17 protein-coding genes are annotated in these 19,910 nt (G+C 64.1%); 10 read left to right on the plus strand and 7 right to left on the minus strand.

What is annotated here, in order from left to right; translation table 11 throughout:
• Positions 1–71: 71 nt before the first annotated feature.
• The 4 genes from CCUG20998_RS13310 to CCUG20998_RS13325 form a co-directional block, all read right to left on the minus strand.
• The gene (locus tag CCUG20998_RS13310; RefSeq protein ID WP_012394460.1) at positions 72–1,316 is read right to left on the minus strand and encodes an alpha-hydroxy acid oxidase; all 1,245 of its coding nucleotides are present in this window, start codon (positions 1,314–1,316) and stop codon (positions 72–74) included.
• A 160-nt stretch (positions 1,317–1,476) separates the two neighbouring features.
• Positions 1,477–2,784 carry an alpha-amylase family protein gene (locus CCUG20998_RS13315; protein WP_020729002.1) on the minus strand — a complete coding sequence of 436 codons (1,308 nt, stop codon included), beginning with the start codon at positions 2,782–2,784 and terminating at the stop codon, positions 1,477–1,479.
• Positions 2,785–2,794: 10 nt separating this feature from the next.
• Entirely contained in the window at positions 2,795–3,331 is a 537-nt protein-coding gene (locus CCUG20998_RS13320) for an alkyl hydroperoxide reductase (RefSeq protein ID WP_012394462.1), read from the minus strand.
• Between the two features lie 40 nt (positions 3,332–3,371).
• Positions 3,372–3,959 carry a peroxiredoxin gene (locus CCUG20998_RS13325; RefSeq protein WP_012394463.1) on the minus strand — a complete coding sequence of 196 codons (588 nt, stop codon included), beginning with the start codon at positions 3,957–3,959 and terminating at the stop codon, positions 3,372–3,374.
• Positions 3,960–4,080: 121 nt separating this feature from the next.
• On the opposite strand from CCUG20998_RS13325, the gene CCUG20998_RS13330 reads away from it, so the two are divergent.
• The 4 genes from CCUG20998_RS13330 to CCUG20998_RS13345 are packed head-to-tail and all read left to right on the plus strand — an operon-like array spanning position 4,081 to position 6,972.
• Positions 4,081–5,016, plus strand: coding sequence for a hydrogen peroxide-inducible genes activator (locus tag CCUG20998_RS13330; RefSeq protein WP_036455666.1), 936 nt, complete (start codon positions 4,081–4,083; stop codon positions 5,014–5,016).
• A gap of 34 nt (positions 5,017–5,050) precedes the next feature.
• Positions 5,051–5,764, plus strand: coding sequence for an EthD domain-containing protein (locus tag CCUG20998_RS13335; RefSeq protein ID WP_020729004.1), 714 nt, complete (start codon positions 5,051–5,053; stop codon positions 5,762–5,764).
• Positions 5,761–6,204 (plus strand): TIGR03618 family F420-dependent PPOX class oxidoreductase, encoded by a 444-nt coding sequence (locus CCUG20998_RS13340; protein ID WP_011740861.1) that lies wholly within the window; start codon positions 5,761–5,763, stop codon positions 6,202–6,204. The genes CCUG20998_RS13335 and CCUG20998_RS13340 overlap by 4 nt, the downstream gene beginning before the upstream one ends.
• A 9-nt stretch (positions 6,205–6,213) precedes the next feature.
• Positions 6,214–6,972: an enoyl-CoA hydratase/isomerase family protein gene (locus tag CCUG20998_RS13345; protein ID WP_020729005.1), complete on the plus strand. Its 759-nt coding sequence runs from the start codon at positions 6,214–6,216 to the stop codon at positions 6,970–6,972.
• A 30-nt stretch (positions 6,973–7,002) separates the two neighbouring features.
• Here the strand turns inward: CCUG20998_RS13345 and CCUG20998_RS13350 are convergent, their stop codons facing one another.
• The gene (locus CCUG20998_RS13350) at positions 7,003–7,179 is read right to left on the minus strand and encodes a (2Fe-2S)-binding protein (protein WP_012394467.1); all 177 of its coding nucleotides are present in this window, start codon (positions 7,177–7,179) and stop codon (positions 7,003–7,005) included.
• 307 nt (positions 7,180–7,486) lie between these two features.
• Between CCUG20998_RS13350 and bfr the strand changes: the two genes are divergently transcribed.
• The 6 genes from bfr (at position 7,487) to CCUG20998_RS13385 (ending at position 17,953) form a co-directional block, all read left to right on the plus strand.
• Positions 7,487–7,966, plus strand: a complete 480-nt coding sequence (gene bfr / locus CCUG20998_RS13360) for a bacterioferritin (RefSeq protein WP_012394468.1) — start codon at positions 7,487–7,489, stop codon at positions 7,964–7,966.
• Between the two features lie 441 nt (positions 7,967–8,407).
• Positions 8,408–8,902: a carboxymuconolactone decarboxylase family protein gene (locus CCUG20998_RS13365; RefSeq protein ID WP_012394469.1), complete on the plus strand. Its 495-nt coding sequence runs from the start codon at positions 8,408–8,410 to the stop codon at positions 8,900–8,902.
• A 48-nt stretch (positions 8,903–8,950) separates the two neighbouring features.
• A complete protein-coding gene (locus CCUG20998_RS13370; RefSeq protein ID WP_036455667.1) occupies positions 8,951–10,303 on the plus strand; it encodes a type I glutamate--ammonia ligase in 1,353 nt (450 codons plus the stop codon).
• Between the two features lie 3 nt (positions 10,304–10,306).
• Positions 10,307–11,461, plus strand: coding sequence for an amidohydrolase family protein (locus tag CCUG20998_RS13375; RefSeq protein ID WP_020729008.1), 1,155 nt, complete (start codon positions 10,307–10,309; stop codon positions 11,459–11,461).
• Entirely contained in the window at positions 11,458–12,864 is a 1,407-nt protein-coding gene (locus CCUG20998_RS13380) for an amidase (protein ID WP_020729009.1), read from the plus strand. The genes CCUG20998_RS13375 and CCUG20998_RS13380 overlap by 4 nt, the downstream gene beginning before the upstream one ends.
• 622 nt (positions 12,865–13,486) lie before the next feature.
• Complete coding sequence (locus CCUG20998_RS13385; protein ID WP_020729011.1) at positions 13,487–17,953, plus strand: non-ribosomal peptide synthetase; 4,467 nt, start codon at positions 13,487–13,489, stop codon at positions 17,951–17,953.
• A gap of 71 nt (positions 17,954–18,024) precedes the next feature.
• On the opposite strand, the gene CCUG20998_RS13390 is transcribed toward CCUG20998_RS13385, so the two are convergent.
• Positions 18,025–18,468 carry a nuclear transport factor 2 family protein gene (locus CCUG20998_RS13390; protein ID WP_020729012.1) on the minus strand — a complete coding sequence of 148 codons (444 nt, stop codon included), beginning with the start codon at positions 18,466–18,468 and terminating at the stop codon, positions 18,025–18,027.
• A 118-nt stretch (positions 18,469–18,586) separates the two neighbouring features.
• On the minus strand, positions 18,587–19,903 hold the full coding sequence (locus CCUG20998_RS13395) for a cytochrome P450 (protein ID WP_020729013.1): 1,317 nt from the start codon (positions 19,901–19,903) through the stop codon (positions 18,587–18,589).
• Positions 19,904–19,910 lie beyond the last annotated feature (7 nt).

The following is a 19,910-nucleotide window of genomic DNA, read 5'->3' on the forward strand; positions in this document are numbered from 1 at the left end:
ACCCAGCTGTCGGGCGTTTTGTTCCCCGGTGCCCGCCGATGGCTGATTCCGCCGAACTTGAGCGCACAGCCTCACGTCGGCAGAGGTATGGGCCCCAGTCGCTGCAACTGCGTCACATGCTTGGCCGAGAGTTCTTCCAGGCAGGTCACCCCCAGCAGCCGCATGGTCCGGGAGACGCCGGCGGACAGGATCTCGATCGCGCGTTTGACCCCCGCTTCGCCACCAGCCATCAGCCCATACAGGTACGCCCGCCCAATCAGCGTGCACCGCGCACCGAGCGCGATCGCGGCGACGATATCGGCACCGGACATGATGCCGGTGTCCACCACGATCTCGGTGTCCTTGCCCAGCTCGCGGGCAACCAGGGGCAACAGGTGGAACGGCACCGGCGCACGATCGAGTTGGCGACCGCCATGATTGGACAACACGATGCCGTCGGCCCCGCGTTCCACCACCGCGCGGGCATCGTCGAGGGTCTGGATCCCCTTGACGACCAGCTTGCCTGGCCATTGGGCCTTCATCCACTCCAGGTCGTCGAAGGTGACGCTGGGATCGAACATGGTGTTCAGATACTCGCCGACGGTGCCCGACCAGCGATCCAGCGATGCGAAGGCCAGCGGCTCGGTGGTCAGCAGGTCGAACCACCAATGTGGGTGCGGCAGTGCGTCAAGCACCGTTCGTAGCGTCAAGGCCGGCGGTATCGACATGCCGTTGCGGACATCGCGTAGCCGCGCACCCGCAACCGGAACGTCCACGGTGACCAGCATGGTGTCGAATCCCGCGTCCGCTGCGCGTTTGACCAACGCCATCGAACGGTCCCGGTCCCGCCACATGTACAGCTGAAACCATTTGCGACCCTGGGGAACAGCCGCCTGCAGATCCTCTATTGCGCAGGTGGCCAGAGTCGACATGGAAAACGGGATCCCGGCCTCGGCGGCCGCCCTCGCACCGGCGATCTCGCCCTCGGTGTGCATCAATCGAGTGAACCCGGTCGGCGCGATACCGAAGGGCAACGCGACCGGCTTGCCAAAGACGTCCCAGCCGGTACGCACACTCGTGACATCGCGCAGGATCGTCGGGTGAAATTCGATATCGCGGAAAGCCTGCCGGGCACGCTCGATCGACAGTTCGTCCTCGGCTGCACCGTCGGTGTAGTCGAACGCCGCTCTGGGGGTACGCCGTTTCGCGACACGGCGCAGGTCCTCGATGGTTAGGGCGGCTTCCAGACGGCGCTTGGTGCGGTTGAACTGGGGCCTCTTGAACTGCATCAGGGGTGCCAGGTCACCCACCCTCGGAAGCCTGCGATCAACAGCCATCAGCGCCTGCGCTCATCCGTGCTCATTCGCGTCATCTAACCAGTGTATCAACGTGGTCGGATGGACTCGACAAGACATCCCTTTGACCTGAAGCGATTCGTCGAGGCTCTCGCTGCTACGCCCGCCGGCTCGACCCGCTGACGCTGGCGCAGCTGAATCGCTAGGCGGGTTGCAGGATCCGCCAGCCGTGCCCCTCGACGAGCACCTCGTCGGTGACCTCCTGGGGCGGCGCGGCAGATCCGGCAAGCACCTCAGCGCGAGGGATGCCAAGTTCCGGCAGACTCATCCGAAGCGGCTCATCGTCTGCGTTGAGTATGACCACTAGTGCGTTGTCGGCGCTGCGGGTCTGGTAGACGTACTGGCGGTTGCGCAATCGTAGTGCGCTGGTGGAGGCCGTGTGTAGCCATGGATAGCGGCGGCGTAGCCCGACCAGGTACTGGTGCAACGCCCAGACCGACGCCTGGTCGTGAGTCAATTGTATTGGGGGAGAGCCGAATTCCGGGCGTATCGCGTCGTCACCGCCGTAGCGCTCTTCCTTGACGGCACGCCAGCCGAATTCGTCACCGGCGTAGATGCTCGGAATTCCACCGACAGTCATCAGAATCACCAGCGCATGGGCTAGGTGCTCGGGACGTTCGAGGCGGCTGGCGATCCGGGTGACGTCGTGATTGCCGATGAAGGTCAGCGGGGCAAAGCTGGCGACAAACTCGTTGTGCCGCTGTAGCGCCCAGTCCAGCTCGAAGAAGTTGCCGTCGTTGAGACCGCTCCAGATCGCCTTCCAAAGTTCGTACTGAGTCACCGAGTCGAAACCGGCGCCCTGCACCGCGGCGGCATAGTCTCCGTGAATTATCTCGCCGACAAACCAGGCCTGCGGATATCGGTCCCGCACTCGGGGCAGGACCTTCGCCCAGAACTGTTGCGGCACCGCGTAGGCCGCATCCAGGCGCCAGCCATCGGCACCGCGTTGCAGCCAGTGCGCCATGACATCGACGACGTAGTCGGCCACCTCCGGGTTGGCATGGTTGAGTGTGATGAGCTCCGAATGTCCCTCGAAGGTACGGAAATTGCCTGCTCGGCCACGAAACCAGCCTGCGGAGGGCGGGTCGTCAGCGGCGTGGCGATAGCGTTGGAAATCCACACCGACGTGGTTGAAAACGCCGTCGAGCAGCACCCGCAGTCCACGCCGATGCGCCTCGGCGACGAGGTGGTCGAAATCACCCTCGTCGCCGAGGCGAGGATCGATGCGGAAATGGTCGGTGGTGTCGTAACCATGGGTACGCGAGTCGAAAATCGGCCCCAGGGCAACCCCGGATGCGCCCAACTCGACGGCGTGATCAAACCAGCCAACGAGGCGCCGTAGTCGGTGCTCTCCCGGAACAGGTGGCTGATGGGCGGGAAAAGCACCGACGAAGCCCAGGGGATAGACCTGCCACCAGATCGCGTGCTGCACCCAGGTGGGCTTACTCACGGCGCAACGATCAGCCGACGGCCGCCAGCGTCTGTGCAGCGGTGAGCGCTTGTGCCACACCGCAGACGATAGCCGCCGCCTTCAGCGCCTCCAACACCGCCTCGCGGCCCACACCCGCCTCACGCAGCGTGTGCTCGTGGGCCACGACGCAATGGGAGCACCCATTGACCGACGACACGGCAAAGGACCAGAGCTCGAAATTCGCCTTGTCCACGCCCGGGTTGGCGATGATGTTCATCCGCAATCCGGCACGCAGATCGTCGTACTGGCCCTCGAGGAAGCCGCGCCCCCGATAGAACACGTTGTTCATGCCCATGATCGACACGGCTCCCAGCGCCGCCTGGTACGCCTGCGCAGACAGATTGTCAGCCGCCTCCGCACCGATCTCGGCCAGCACCTGCGCATTGCGAGTCGCTGCGGCGCTCGCCAAAAGCGTGCCCCAGAGCTGTTCTTCGTCCAGCACCGTAGTGCGGCTGATCGAGCCCAGGTTCAGCTTGAGATCTTTGGCGTACTCAGGCAACGCTGCCTTGAGGTTTTCGATACTCATGTCTTCTCCGTCCGGTCCTCAGTCTCTGACCAAGCCCCGACTACGCCGAAGCCTTCAGCAGCTCGCCGGCGTCCAGCGTCGGGTCACCCTTGCGCCAGTTGCAGGCACACAGCTCGTCGGACTGCAGGGCGTCGAGCACACGGAGCACCTCGTCGACGTTGCGGCCGACAGATCCAGCGGTGGCCGAGACGAACTGAATCTCGTTGTTGGGGTCGACGATGAAGGTCACCCGGTCCGCGACACCATCGGCGTTGAGCACACCGGTCGCCGCCACCAGCTCCCGCTTGATGTCGGCAAGCATCGGGAAGGGCAGGTTCTTGAGGTCGTCGTGCTGCGCACGCCACTGGAAGTGCACGAACTCGCTGTCGATCGAGACACCCAGGACCTGCGCGTCGCGGTCCTCGAACTCGTCGTTGAGCTTGCCGAAGGCGGCAATCTCGGTCGGGCACACGAAGGTGAAGTCCTTGGGCCAGAAGAACACGACCCGCCACTTGCCCGCGTGGTCGTCACTGGTCACGGTCTTGAAGTAGTCACCGGGCTGCTTGGCGTCGACCTTGGACAGATCGCCACCGATCAACGCAGTCAGGCTGTAGGCGGGAAACTGTTGGCCGATGGTCAGCAGGGACATAACTCTCCTCATTTTCGATTTTTCGCTTTTCGGTATTCCGCACATGGCTTTTGGAGCCCACACCATGTTGCCTGCAGAAGACTGTTAGGTAAAGGTGATGCTTGCCACTATATTGATCGGTATGACCGATAAGAGCTATCAGCCCACCTTGGCCGGGTTGCGCGCGTTCGTCGCGGTAGCGGAAAAACAGCATTTCGGTAGCGCGGCAAATGCTCTCGGCGTCAGTCAGTCGACGTTGTCGCAGGCGTTGGCGGCACTGGAGGCCGGACTCAACCTTCACCTCGTCGAACGATCGACCAGGCGGGTTTTCTTGACGACCGAGGGCAGATCGCTGCTACCTCACGCCCAGGCCGCGGTGGAAGCCGTGGAAGCCTTCACCACAGCCGCTGCGGGAGAGGCGGATCCGCTCAACGGCAGCATCCGGTTCGGCATCATCCCCACCGTTGCTCCGTATGTGCTGCCCACGGTGCTAGCCGGGCTGACCCGGCGTCTGCCCACCCTGACTGTACGAGTGATTGAAGACCAGACCGAGCGTCTGCTGACCGCCCTGCGCGAAGGTTCACTCGATACGGCCCTGATCGCGCTGCCCGCCGACTATCGCGGTCTCACGGAAATGCCGATCTATGAAGAGGATTTCGTGCTCGCGCTACCGCCTGGGCATCCGATGGCGGACCGGCACGGAGTCCCTGTCGCGGCACTGTCCGAGTTGCCGCTGCTGTTGCTCGATGAGGGGCACTGCCTGCGCGACCAGGCTCTGGATGTCTGCCAGAACGCCGGCGTCCGGGCTGAGCTTGCCGATACCCGGGCAGCTTCGCTGGCGACCGCCGTCCAATGCGTAAACGGCGGCCTGGGCGTAACACTGATCCCACAGAGCGCGGTGTCCGTCGAGGCTGCGCGTAGCCGCGTCGGCCTCGCGCACTTTGCCGCGCCCACTCCGGGGCGACGCATCGGTCTGGTCTACCGCGCGTCCAGCGGTCGCGACGAGGCCTATCGGCAGCTTGCGGCAATCATGGGCGAATCGATCGGCAACGAACAGCAGGTGCGCCTGGTCAACTGAGCCTGCGGGGGTAGGTTCGGCCTATGGAGGACCTATGGAGAAGATAATCGCCGTCCTCATGCACACGGACCCCAGCGAGCAGTGGTGCGCTCGCCAACGCGGTCCCGTTGCCGAGTCGTTGTTGGCGCTGGGCCTGCCCGGACTGTCGGTCAATGTCCGCGACGGCGCGGTATGCGAGTCGCTGATGACTCTGACCACACTGGACCCACCGGTCGCCGCGGTAGTGAGCGTGTGGACCCAGCAGTGCTACGGCGACCAGGTAGCCGAAGCGCTGCGATTGCTCGGTGCCGAATGCCAATCGCTGGGTGCCTACCTGGTGACCGAGTCGGTGCCACTGGTCGCGCCGAGAGTCCAACCCGGCAGTCGCACACCTGGATTAGCCAACATCGCGTTGCTGCGTCGGCCCGCCGCGCTAGATGAACCAACCTGGCTGGCCCGCTGGCAGCATGACCACACGCCGGTGGCGATTGAGACCCAGTCGACCTTTGGCTACACGCAGAACTGGGTGGTACGGACCCTCACCCCAGGGGCACCAGAGGTCGCGGCCATCGTCGAGGAACTGTTCCCGATGGCGGCAATCACCGATCTGAAGGCATTCTTCGGCGCCAGCGATGACGGCGACCTGCAGCACCGGCTCGGCAGGATGGTGGCCAGCACAGCCGCATTCGGCGCCAACGAGAATATCGACACCGTTCCCACCAGCCGCTATGTGTTCAAGACACCGTTTGCATGTGAGGAGCGTCAATGACAACACTCAACGACGCAGTCGGCCTGGCGACCGCGGATCGCGGCCTCGCCGTTGTCTCCACCGTTCGCGCTGACGGCACCGTTCAGGCTTCGTTGGTCAATGTCGGCCTGCTGATGCACCCCGACCACGGCAGACCGGCCCTGGGCTTTGCCACCTACGGCAAGGTCAAACTCGCCAACCTGCGGGCTCGACCTCAATTGGCCGTCACATTTCGCAACGGATGGCGGTGGGCGACGGTGGAGGGCGGCGCGGAGCTGGCCGGTCCGGACGACTCCCAGCCATGGCTGGCCGACCGCGAACAGCTGCGACTGCTGCTTCGCGATGTCTTCATTTCGGCCGGTGGCACCCACGACAACTGGGACGAATACGACCGGGTGATGGCCGAGGAACGACGAACCGTGGTGCTCATCGAGCCGACCCGCATTTACGGCAACGGCTAGGCTGCAGCCGTGACGCTGCAGATCGATGATGACAACCGCGTACGCACGCTCACGCTGAACCGTCCCGAGGCGCTCAACGCATTTAACGAAGCCCTCTACGACGCGACCGCCCAGGCCCTCTTGGACGCGGCCGACGATCCGCAGGTTGCCGTGGTCTTGCTGACCGGCTCGGGTCGCGGCTTCAGCGCTGGCACCGATCTTGCCGAAATGCAGGCTCGCATCACCGATCCAAATTTCTCCGAGGGGAAATTTGGCTTCCGCGGTCTCATCGAAGCACTCGCCGGGTTCCCAAAGCCCCTGATTTGCGCCGTCAACGGGCTTGGCGTCGGGATCGGCGCCACCATTCTGGGCTATGCCGATCTGGCTTTCATGTCCTCGACAGCGCGCCTGAAGTGCCCCTTCACCAGCCTCGGCGTGGCTCCCGAAGCGGCCTCGTCTTATCTTCTGCCGCAACTGGTGGGCCGCCAGAACGCGGCTTGGTTGCTGATGTCCTCGGAATGGATTGACGCCGAAGAGGCACTGCGGATGGGCCTGGTCTGGCGAATCTGCAGTCCTGAGGAACTGCTACCAGAGGCGCGTCGTCATGCCGAAATACTTGCTGCCAAGCCGATTTCCAGCTTGATGGCGGTCAAGCACACGATGGTCGAACCCACCCGTGCCCAGATCGCGGCGGCCAGCGCACGAGAGAACGCGCACTTCGCGGAGCTGATGGGCGCTCAAGCCAACGCCGCTGCCCTTGCCGATTTCACCGATCGCCGGCGACCGTAAACCGACGAAAAACCCACTATCGGGGCACGCTCAGACTGCCGCGGGTTGGGCTGCGGCCGCGATAATGGCCCGCAGCGTGCGGCGGCAACGCCCGCAGTCACTGCCGGCACCGCATGCGGCGGCGATCTCCTTGGAGGTTGCCGCACCGCGGGCGACGGCATCACAGACGGTCTGATTGGTGGCGCCGACGCAAAGGCACACGTACATCAGCAAACCCCCATCAGATGCTCGCTCACGCCACCGAATGACGTGTCTGCACAAGCTGCCGGACGAACGCACCGCATATTAGTGGAGTCTAACCTAACTAGGTTAGTGGAGTCTAACCTAAGAGTTCTGAAGCTCAAGGCGGACGACGCGCCGACCGCGTCCAAAAAATCCGCTGCTAGCCTCGCCTGCTGAACTAGATTTGAGTTTGGCACCCGAAAGGCACAGCCAGAACACAGCATGGTGACGCTCCAGCCCAGCTCACCTGCCGCGGTAAGACATGACAGCCTGCTACCCCCTAGGAGTGATCATGCAAGGTGATCCCGATGTTTTGCGCCTGCTCAATGAGCAATTGACCAGCGAGCTCACCGCTATCAACCAGTACTTCTTGCACTCGAAGATGCAGGAGAACTGGGGGTTTACCGAGTTGGCGGCCCATACCCGCGACGAGTCCTTCGACGAGATGCGCCACGCCGAGGCGATCACCGATCGAATCTTGTTGCTGGACGGATTGCCCAACTACCAGCGCATCGGCTCCTTGCGAGTCGGCCAAACGCTGCGCGAGCAGTTCGAGGCCGATCTCGCGATTGAATACGAAGTGGTGAACCGGCTCAAGCCCGGAATCATCATGTGCCGCGAAAAGCAGGACAGCACCAGCGCGGTGCTTTTCGAGAGCATTGTGGCCGACGAGGAAAAGCACATCGACTACCTGGAGACCCAGCTGGAGCTGATGAACAAGCTCGGCGAGGAGCTGTACTCCGCACAGTGCGTCTCGCGCCCGCCGAGTTGATCCCGGCCGTGGGTCCGTCCCCAGGCGCAGCGCGGGGCTAGTCGAACATCCATCCGATGACATGCCCGTGCGGCTGGCTGACCTCTCGGCCAGCTTGACCGCCTCGTCTGCCGGAACCGGGTCGCGGCGATGCGCCTGTTCATCGCCCCGTACCGGTGCGCCCGGCCACCGCCCGACGTGAATGCGAAAGCCCTTTGGCCGAGGCGATTTCGTCGCAGCCGCAGTCGGGCGCTGCCGCGCCGGGATACTGCGCGCACCGCCGATGGCATCCCGGTGGGTAATACGTCTGAACGGGGAGGCCACCGGCGTACGTGGGGCTTGTCGAGTTCTGGATCAGCGCGTTTAGGCAACGGCTGCGCCATCGACGGCCATCTCTAAAGACGGGACCCTGAGCCCGGAACGCACTGACCAAACCGGCCAGCGCGGGCGTAGCATCGCGCCATGAGCCGCATCGGAACATTCGCCGACGATGACGTCGCCGGCTGGATTCAGAAATCACCCGAGCTCGGTGGTGCGCTTGCTGCCTTCAGCCGCGCCGTGTACACCAGCAACCGATTGCCACTGCGAACTCGGGAACTCGCGCGTGCTGTGATTGCCGACAACAACGAATGCGTCGTATGCGCCAATACCCGCGATGCCGACGGCCCGGCGGCCGGAGTCGACGAGGAACTCTATGATCATGTCGCCGAATGGCGTACCTGGCCCGGCTACAGCGAACAGGAGCGGCTGGCAGCCGAATTCGCTTACCGGTTTGCCACCGAGCACACGGTATTGCGCGATGACGAAGACTTCTGGAGCCGCGCCACCGAACATTTCTCCGAAGAACTGCTTGCCGACCTGGCCTTGTCGTGTGCGCTGTGGGTGGGCATGGGGCGGGTCCTACGCACCTTGGACATCGGCCAGGCGTGCATGCTCACCCTCCCCAGCCGCGCCTAGCCGCGCGTCCACGCGGTCCGGGCGGCAAGGCGCTGCACAATGACTGCCATGACAGCAACACCGCTTGCCGCCGCGGCGATCGCTCAGCTGGAGGCCGAGGGCGTCGACACGGTCATCGGCACCGTGATCAACCCCGCCGGCCTCGCGCTGGCCAAGACCGTGCCGGTGCGCCGGACCAACACATTCGCCTATCCCGGCCTCGGTGCCAGTCCGACGTGGCACGGCTTCGCCGTGGACCAAAGCGGTATCGCGTTCAGTGATGAAGTGGGCGTCATCGGCGACCAGCGCCTGCGTATCGACCTGTCCGCCCTACGGGCAATAGGAGACGGATTAGCGTGGGCGCCTGCCGCTTTCTTCGAGCAAGATGGCGCCCCCGTTGCCGCGTGCACCCGCGGCACGCTCGCGCGGATCGAGGCCGCGCTCGAGGAAGCGGGCATCGAGGCGATGGTGGGCCACGAAATCGAATTCCTCGTGGTCAACCCGGACGGTACTCAGCGGCCGTCGACAATGTGGGCGCAGTATGGTCTTGCCGGGGTGCTCGAGTATGAGCATTTCGTGCGGGACGTCAACGCTTCGGCAACTGCCGCCGGTGTCGGGATCGAGCAGTTTCACCCGGAGTACTACGCCAACCAATTCGAAATCTCCCTAACACCGCATTCCCCGGTTACCGCCGCCGACCAGCTGGTGTTGGCACGGATCATCATCGGCCGCGCCGCCCGTCGGCACGGACTACGCGTCAGCCTGTCCCCAACACCCTTTGCCGACAATGTTGGTTGCGGCGCGCATCAGCACTTTTCGCTAAGCACCGCCGAGGGCCCGATGTTCTCAGAGGGCGCCGGCGCGGCCGGGATGACGACGGCGGGCGAAGGCGCGGTCGCCGGTGTACTGCGCGGCCTGCGGGAGGCCCAGGGGATTCTGTGCGGATCGATCGTCTCCGGCTTGCGCATGCGCCCCGGTAACTGGGCTGGCGCCTATGCCTGTTGGGGCACCGAAAACCGGGAGGCGGCAGTTCGATTCGTCAAACACGTCCCCGGCGCCGCCTATGGCGGCAACGTTGAAGTGAAAATCGTTGATCCCTCTGCCAACCCGTACCTCGCATCGGCCGCGATTCTTGGACTGGCCCTCGACGGCATCCAGCGGAAAGTGAGCCTGCCGCAAGAGACGGTGGTTGATCCAGCAAAACTCTCCGATGCCGATCGCGACCGCGCCGGCATCTTGCGGCTGCCCGACGATCCGCGCGAGGTTATTACCGCGCTGGACAATTCGGAGACGATGCGGCGCGTGCTCGGGGATGCCTCAATCGACGCTGTCGTTGCGGTCCGCAAACTGATGCAGGAACGCTACACCGACCTGAACCCCGAACAGCTGGCCAACAAGTTCCGCATGGCCTGGAGCCTGTGACAAGTGACGGAGTCCGCTACTTCGGAGCTGGCCCGACATATCCGCGATGTGGCGTTGATCGATCAACATGTGCACGGCTGCTGGTTGACCGCGGGGGAGAGATCGCGGTTCGAAAACGCCCTCAACGAGGCGAACACACAACCACTTGCCGACTTTGACTCGGCGTTCGACTCGCAGCTGGGGTTTGCGCTGCGCAAGCACTGCGGCCCCATCCTGGGCCTGCCTGAACACGTTGACCCGCAAACATATTGGGAACATCGCAGCCAGTTCAGCGAAGCCGAACTGGCTGAGCGGTTCTTGGCGGCCGCCGGGGTAACCGACTGGCTGGTAGATACCGGCATCAACGGCGATGTAGCCGGTCCGGCGGAGTTGAGTGCGCTGTCACGGGGCCGTGCTCACGAGGTGGTCCGACTCGAGCAGGTGGCCGAACAGGCCGCGCAGGCGCCGGGCGACTATGCCTTGGCATTCCAAGAACTCTTACACCAACGTATGGCAACGGCCGTTGGCACCAAGTCAATCCTGGCGTACCGGGCCGGATTCGTCGGCGACTTGACCGAGCCCTCACCGGCCCAGGTTGCCCAAGCCGCCAGGCGGTGGCGGGACTGCGGTGGAACCCGGTTGAGTGACCGTGTTCTGTTGCGATTCGGGCTCCATCAGGCGCTGCGACTGGGTAAACCGCTGCAGCTGCACGTCGGCTTCGGCGACCGGGACTGCGATCTGCACAACACCAATCCGCTGTATCTGCTTGATTTCCTGCGCCAGTCCGGCGAAACCCCGATTGTGCTGCTGCATTGCTACCCTTACGAGCGCGAAGCCGGATATCTTGCACAGGCTTTCAACAACGTCTTCGTTGATGGCGGCCTGACCGTCAACTACCTTGGGGCGCGAGCGCCGGAGTTCATCGGCCGGCTAATGGAATTGGCGCCGTTGCGAAAAATCGTGTACTCCTCGGACGGTTTCGGCCCCGCCGAACTCCACTACCTGGGAGCGGCTTTGTGGCGCAGAGGCATTCACCGCGTTCTACACGGCTTTGTGCAAAGCGGCGACTGGGCCGAAGCCGACGCGATCCGCGTCGTCGACCTCATAGGGCGCGGCAATGCGGCCCGCATATACCGACTTGACCAGAAGGCCAATCAAACGATGAGCGAGAATTCATGACCGAGTTGTGCCACCTGAGCGCCCACGAGTTGGTCGGCCTGATGAGCACCGGCTCGGTATCGTGCCGAGAAGTCATCCAGCAGCATCTGGCACGGATTCGGGCCGTCAATCCGGCACTCAACGCGCTGGTTGAAGCCGACGATCCGGAGCGCAGCTTGCGGCAAGCCGACCACGCCGACGAGTGCGTCGCGCGAGGCGCCCCGCTGGGCGCGGCCCACGGTCTGCCGGTGGTGATCAAGGACGTCATGCAAGTGGCCGGGCTGGCGTGCTCCGGTGGCAGTCCAGGCTTGCGCGCCGTGGCGGACACCGACGCTACCGTGGTGTCGCGGCTGCGGGCCCAAGGGGCGATCGTGTTGGGGATGACCAACGTCCCGGAGATGAGCCGTGGCGGGGAATCGAACAACAACCTGTATGGGCGGACCAACAATCCCTACGACCTCACCAGGACTCCCGGCGGCAGCAGTGGAGGTTCGGCCGCGCTCGTCGCCGCCGGCGGGGCCGCGTTGAGCGTGGGGTCCGATGGCGGTGGCAGCATCCGGCAGCCATGCCACAACACCGGCATAGCCGGGCTGAAGCCCACGCACGGCCGGATCCCACGCACCGGGAGCGTATTCGGCGATGCTCTAGGAGTTTTCAGCCCGTTCGTGTGCTACGGGCCGCTGGCCCGATCGGTTAGAGATCTGTTTCTGGGCCTGTCGATCATGAATGGCCCAGATCTCGCGGACCCGTATACGGCGCCGGCACCGCTGGGCAGCCCGGACGATGTCGAACTGGGCACTCTGCGAGTGGCCGCCTATCTCGATGACGGCATTTCGCCACCCTCCGAAGAGGTTGCGGCGGTCGTCACGGCGGCGGTCGAAGCGTTACGGGAGGTGGTCGCCGTCATCGATCACGCCGTGCCGCCCTGCCTGAATCGCACCACAGACCTGTTGTGGACGTCGATATTCCTAGGGGGCGACCGGGGCCGGGGATTTGAAGAGGACCTGGGGGCCATCGGCACCACAGCGCCGTCCGAAGAGCTGGCCGAGTTCACGGCGCAGGCCCGCCAAGTCGACTTCTCGCTCACCGAAGCCCGACGCCGCCTGGTCGATATCGACCACTACCGCATCCAGATGCTGGCATTTATGGCCGACTACGACGTAATCATCGGCCCGGCCATGCCCACCCCGGCCAAGCCGCACCACCACGGCCTGGTCGAGATCAGCGATTTTTCGCATTTGATGGTGCATAACCTCACCGGATGGCCCGCTGCGGTGGTCCGGTGCGGAACATCGCCAGGCGGCTTGCCCATCGGCGTTCAAATCGCGGCCCGGCCATGGCACGACGGCACGGCGCTGGCGGTAGCGAGCCACCTCGAGGCGATATTCGGCGGATGGCAAGCCCCGGGGCTGCTGGTGACCTGACGGTCGCCTAGTTCACCACACGAAGTGATTGGCGACGCTACCGAGAGTCTTAGTCGGTGATGCCCTCGACGTGGAAAGCAGGAGCGCTGTGAGCAACCTCAACCTCGCAGAACAGAATTTCGTGCGCCATTCGACTGGCCTCCTCTGGTGGATACAGACGAATCGCCGGATGCGCTCGCCAACTTTGATGCAAAGCTTTCCGGTTTTTGGGTAGCACAACATCCCCCGAACGGGTGTCAATTGCACCGGAATGCTCGCCCCCTGTACGGGGGAAGTCGTGTCCCCAGATCGGGGGACACGGCCAGCGGCGCGACTACGGCCGCGCTGTTCCGGTGCCGAAACGACATCGCCCCCCTGCAAATCCCGCGCGCCAGCGAATACTGATGAAGTGGTTGCGCGTGTAAACTTCTACCACGGCGTATTGACGACTTCAGTGCACAGCCATTGTTGTATCCGAAATGTGCAGCAAACTCGGACATTGGTTGCGATGACCTAGGTGAAAAATGGCACCACGCTCCGTCACCACCGTGGCGACTTGCCGAAAGACTAGGTGGCCCGTTTCGGTCTATGTCGGTGAGCTGGGAAATCGCCACCGCGCGCTTCGGCTCCATACCGGCACCTGATGTCTGCTCCCACCGACCCGCACGGCGCAGTGCCGGCAAATGGGAAGTCCCTCGCACTCACGCGCGGGCAGCTCGACATATGGCTCTCCCAAGAGCGCAACGGCTCGGGAATACCCTGGCAAACAAGCTTTTTTGCAGTGATCAGCGGCCCGGTCGATCCGGTCCTCATCGAGCGTGCCGTCCGGCGGGCGGTGGCCGAATTCGAGCCGCTGCGCGTCGGGATATTCGAGGTCGACGCACAGGTCTGCCAGAAACCGCGGGACTATCCGGCCGTTACTGTCCCGCTCGTTGACGTGAGCGGCTCGCGACATCCGGTTCGGGAAGCGCACCAACTGGCCGCGTCGATGCAGCGCCAGCCCATGGCATGGGCCGGGCCGTTGTTCCGATTTGCGTTATTCCGGACGAGCCCAAACCAATTCTTCTTGTTTTTCTGTCTACATCACATCGTGGTCGACGGATTTAGTTCCGTGCTGTTCGTCAGTCGAATCGCCGTTATCTACTCGGCGCTCGCCTCTGCCACGCCAGTCCCGGCAGCATCCTTTGGTTCGCTGCACGATCTGGTCGGCGCCGAACTGGAGTACGAGGCGTCCCGCAAATATCGAGAAGACCTGCAGTTTTGGCGGGAGAATCTGCCCCCGGACCGCCCAGCGCTCCAATACCAGTCCGCGGAGACCGGGAATGAGAACGATCGCTACGGCGCGTCGGCGCCGGTGGTGCTGGATGCCGCCGCCGCGCAGAGCATTGATGTTCTGGCCACAGTGCTAGGCGTCAGGCGATCCTCGATCATCACCGCAGCGTGTGGGCTACTGGTACACGGTTGGGATGGTGGCGGTCCGCAGGTGGTACTGGATTTTGCGGTGAGCCGGCGCGGCACCGACAAGTTGAAGACGATTCCGGGGATGGTTGCCGGGGTGGTTCCGCTGGCGTTGCCGACATCGCCCACTTCCTCAGTTGCTGAGCTGTGTACGCAGGCGGATTCGCGGGTCCGCGATGTCCTACGACATCAACGGTTTCCGGTACACACGTTGTGCGGGCCCCTCAGCGGAATCGCGCTGAACCTGCTCCCGCCGACGGCGATCCCACATTTCGGTGATGCGCCGGCCTCGCTGGTGCATACAAACTTTGGCCGCGGCAATCGATTTGGAATGTTCGTCATGATTGAGGGGCAGCGGCTGCTTTTGAGCACGGGAGGTGCTGGCGCGCCATCATCAGATTTCGAGGGCCCAGCCTTGGCGCAACGACTGACTGGGCTCTTGATGGTGATGGCCGCGGATCCGGCGCGGCGGTTGTCGTCAATCGACCTGCTCGATCAGCTCGAGCGCCGCCGGATCCATACGTGGGGTAACCACGCCGCGCTGACCTGCCCCGCTGCTCCTACCCAGTCGATTCCGGAGCTGTTCGCCGCCCACGTCGCCCAGAGACCGGACGCTGTCGCGGTTACAGCCGCAGACGTCGTGCTGAGCTACCGCCAACTCGACGCCGCCAGCAACCGGCTTGCGTCCTTGTTGGCCTCTCACGAGATAGGCCGTGGCGACGTCGTAGCGTTGCTGCTTCCACGCAGCGGACGAGCCATCATCGCGATCCTGGCAGTGCTGAAGGTGGGAGCGGCCTACCTGCCCATCGACCCGGATCACCCCCGCGCCCGCGTTGCCTTCCTGCTCGACGACACCAAGCCGGTGGCTGTCCTGACCGTCCGCGACTTGACCGGCGGTCTGGACGGCCACGCCCTGGCGGTCATCGACGTCGACGATCCCGCCGTTGCCGCCCGACCCAGCACGGGGCTGCCCGCGCCAGCCGCCGACGACGTCGCATACGTGCTGTATACATCCGGCACCACCGGCGTGCCCAAAGGCGTGGCGATCACCCATCACAACATTGCCCAACTCGTGGCCGCACCCACCCCACTGAACGCCCAGAACAGTCTGGCCGTAACCCAGTGCCACTCCTACGCATTCGACTTCTCGGTGTGGGAGATCTGGAGCGCGTTACTGCACGGCGGGCGACTTGTCGTGGTAGGCGAAGACGTAACTCGTTCCCCCACCGATTTCCACGACTTGCTGCTGGAACAGCGAGTCAACGCGCTGACCCAAACCCCCTCGGCGGTTGCCGCATTGTCAACCGATGCTCTGGAAGCCACGACACTCGTGGTCGGCGGTGAACCCTGCACCGCCGAGGTGGTGGATCGTTGGGCGCCCGGGCGAGTGATGGTGAATGCCTACGGCCCAACCGAATCCACTGTCTGCGTCAGCATCAGCGCACCGCTGGTTGCCGGTTCCGGGACCGCTCCCATCGGCCTACCACTGCCGGGTACTGCTCTGTTCGTATTGGACCCGTGGTTGCGCCAGCTGCCCCCCGGGGTGGTGGGGGAGCTGTATGTGGCGGGAAGCCAAGTTGGGCTTGGATATTGGCACCGCTCCGGGTTGACGGCATCGCGTTTTGTGGCCTGCCCGTTCGGGGGAACCGCGGGCAGCCGTATGTACCGGACCGGTGATCTGGCCTGCTGGGGTGCTGACGGTCAACTGCACTACAAGGGTCGGGTGGACGACCAAGTCAAGATTCGCGGCTATCGCATCGAACCCGCTGAGATCACCACAGCGCTAATGCGGTCGCCCAGCGTGAACAATGCGGTCGTCATCGTCCGCGAAGACCGCCCTGGCGACAAGCGTCTGGTGGGCTACATCACCGGCCAAGCCGACCCCGAAGCTGTTCGTGCCGGTCTCAAAGACCAACTGCCCCACTACATGGTTCCGGCGGCCATCATGTCGCTCGAGCGGTTGCCGTTGACGGTCAACGGGAAACTTGACGTTGCCGCGCTGCCCATTCCGGACTACACCACCGGTTACCGAGCCCCGACCACGCCGGTGGAGGAAATCGTGGCCGGAATTTTTGCGCGGGTCCTCGGGCTGGAACGGGTCGGCGCCGACCAGTCGTTCTTCGATTTGGGCGGCGACTCGTTGCTGGCGATGCGCGTGGTCGCGGCGGTCAACACCGCTTTGGCCGCAGACCTGTCCGTGCTGGTGTTGTTCGATGCACCCAGCGTCGCCGAGCTGGTGCCGCACATCAACAAGGGATCGGCCGCCTCGATACCCCTGGCACCGGTCCAGCGGCCCGAGCGGGTGCCACTATCGCCGGCCCAGCACCGGATGTGGAGTGTCGTTCAGCTGCAGGGCCCCTCCGCTGTGTTCAACATCCCCTGGGTGCTGCAGTTGCGTGGCATCCTGCACACCGAGGCACTGCGCCAGGCCCTAGTCGATGTTGTTTGTCGTCACGAACCGTTGCGCACCGTTTATCCCGCCGTGGACGGTGAACCGCACCAAGTCGTCTTGGCGCCCGAAGCGGTGGACCTGTGCTGGGAGGTCATCGACGCCACCACCTGGACGCCGGGTCAGCTGCGTGACGTCGTTTCGACCCAAGCCCGCCACAGCTTCGACCTGGCCAGCCGGCTGCCGCTACTGGTCCGGCTCTATCGCCGGGCCGACGATCAATACCTGCTGGTTCTCGTGCTGCACCATATTGCCGCTGACGGCTGGTCACTGGCCCCGCTGGCGGCCGATCTCGACGTGGCCTACCGCAGCCGATGCGACGGGCAGGCCCCCGGCTGGGAGCCGTTGCCCATCCAATACATCGACTACGCCTTGTGGCAACGCGCGTACCTGGGGGACCCGGCGGATCCCGACAGCATGATCGCCGCGGAACTTCGGTACTGGCAGAAGACGCTTGCGGACATGCCCACGCATCTCGAGCTATCGCCCGGGCAACCCGATGCCACCTCGTACGACACTCGCGGCGACACGCTGGCCGTGCGCTGGCCGGCGGCATTGCACCGCCAGATAACCGAGTTGGCGCGCGCACAGCACGCCACCAGCTTCATGGTCGTCCAGGCGGGCTTTACCGCGCTGCTCTCACAACTGGCCGTCAGCAACGACATCGTGGTGGCAATAGCGGTCGCCGGTCGCCGTCACCCCTCGCTCGATGAGTTGGTCGGCGTGTTCGTCAACACGGTGCTATTGCGCATTGCGGTGGCCCCCGACCTGGATTTCGCACACCTGCTCGACCAGGTGCGTACCCGCAGTCTGCAAGCACTCGACCATCAAGACATGCCCTATGGCGTTCTGGTAGACCAGATCAACGCCGCCCGCTCGTCACCCGCTGGCCCCTTGGCCCAAGTCATGCTGGCCTGGCAAAACAACAAACCGGCCGAGCTGGCACTGGGCGAGCTGGACATCACCGAAGCCCCGGTGCACACCGGGGCGGCACGGATGAACTTCTTGTTGTCCCTGACCGAGCAGTTCACCGAGAGCGGTGAGCCCGCCGGGATCAGCGGAGTCGTCGAATACCGCACCGCCATGTTCACTCCTACGGTGATCGAAGCCATTACCGACCGGTTGGAGAGGCTCCTAACGGTGGTGACCGCCAACCCGCGGCGGCAGTTGTCGTCGCTGTCTGACCTCGACCGGCTGCCCTAGTCCTCTGGCGGCTGTGCTGGTGGTCGGCGCGTTAGACCCCACCGGTAGTCACCGGCGACATCAACCGGTTGCTAGACCAGGCTGCTCGCGTCGAATATCCAGCCCTGATCTGCCGAGCCAAGGTTCTCAAAATGCTGCGGCGGCGCAAAGGCCACCAGGCTGTTGAAGTCCCAATAGTCTTTCCACACGGTGATTTTCCCGTCGACGACTTGATGGACGGTAACGAACCTCAGCAGCCCCTGCTCACCGGTCGCGAACGTCCAGGTCTCGGAATGCTCATACATGACATCGGAACCGCTGGACAGCAGCAGTCCGTCGTGGTTCTGGTAGCCGGCCAGGGGTTCAAGCCCGAGCTTCAGCCGCGTGACGATGTCGTCCGGACCGCGCGCCGACAGCGCGGGAACCGGCATGTCCACATACAGGCAGTCCGGCGACAAAAACGTCTTGACGCCATCCCAGTCCCTCCGAGACAGCGCGTGCCACATCCCACGCACCGTATCGCCAACCGAAATCAAAGAAAGTTCTGCCATAACGGCCAATAACACTTGGTCCCTCTTGGGCTGTCAACCACCACGCTGCGCCGATGCCAATTGGCGCCCTCAACGCGACCGGCGGACACGCCCTCGCGGTCCGCTAGGAGGCGGCCAGCGCGCGGGCCGGTCCGAGCGTGACCGGCAACGTCGACCAGCCCCGCAACACGCGGGTGTCGCGGCGACTTCCCGCGCCGGCGGCCCGAACGTCGGGGAAGCGCTCGAAGAACGTCCGCAACCCAACCTCTCCCTCGGCCCGGGCCAGAGCCGCACCAAGACAGAAATGACGACCCGTGGAGAAGGCGAGATGCCTTCCGGCATTAGCGCGTTCGACGTCGAAACGGTGCGGGTTCGGGAATACCGCCGGGTCGCGGTTGGCTCCGGCCAGATAGGCCACCACCATTTCGCCGCGATTGATTGGCCAGCTCGCTATCTCGACATCGGTGCGGGCCACCCGGGCGGTGAGCTGGACTGGTGAATCCAGCCGCAGGATCTCTTCGACCGCGTTCGGCCATAGTTCCGGACGCTGACGCAGTGTCTCCAGTTGCTCGGGGGCATCCAGCAGCATCCGAATTCCGTTGCCCAACAGGTTGACTGTGGTCTCGAAGCCCGCAACCAACACCAGCCCAGCAATCGCGCGCAGTTCGGATTCATCGAGATATGTCCCAGCATCACCACTTTCAGCGACCCGGATCAATTGACTCATCAGGTCGTCGCCGGGGTTTCGACGCAACTGCTCGAGGTGTGCCGTCAGCCACGAGTTGAATCCCGTTATGCCCTGCTGTATGCGCCGGTACTGCCGGTAGGGGACCCCGATATCCAGGCTAGGCGCTGCCAATTCGCCGTATTCCAGCACTCGGCCGCGGTCTTGTTCTGGAACACCGAGGATTTCGCTGATCACCATGATCGGGAGCTGGGAACAGTACTGGCCCACCACGTCGACAACACCGGGCCGCTGCGCGAGTTGATCCAACAGACTGTTCGCGGTCTGCTCGACCCGATCGCGTAGCGCGGCAACCGCTCGGGAGGTGAAAACCGCCGACACCGTCTTGCGGTATCGGGTGTGATCGGGCGGCTCGACGGCCAACAGCGACGGCGGCCGCAGCGGATGCAGCTGCTCGTCGCGGGTGCGGCGCTCCAGCCAGCGCAGCGGTCCCGGCAGGTTCTCGCCGAACGAGATGGTGTGGAAGTCGTCGGAGCGCAGCACATCGTGCGCGAGCTGATAGTCGACGGTGAGGTAGTTGACGCGGGTCCGCACCATACGCCCGTGGCGGCGCAACTCGTCATGGAACGGTCCCGGGTTGGCCGCAACTGCCGGGTCGGCGATCAGCCGAGCCTCCAATTCACCTCGTCGAAGACCGATATTGGCCATGCCCCGGATTACCCCGTGCATCGCGAACCAGTGCAGTTTGTCCTTCACCGCGCCT

Origin of the sequence: Mycobacterium marinum (genome assembly GCF_003391395.1) — a bacterium.
In the GTDB taxonomy this organism is placed as follows: Bacteria; Actinomycetota; Actinomycetes; order Mycobacteriales; family Mycobacteriaceae; genus Mycobacterium; species Mycobacterium marinum.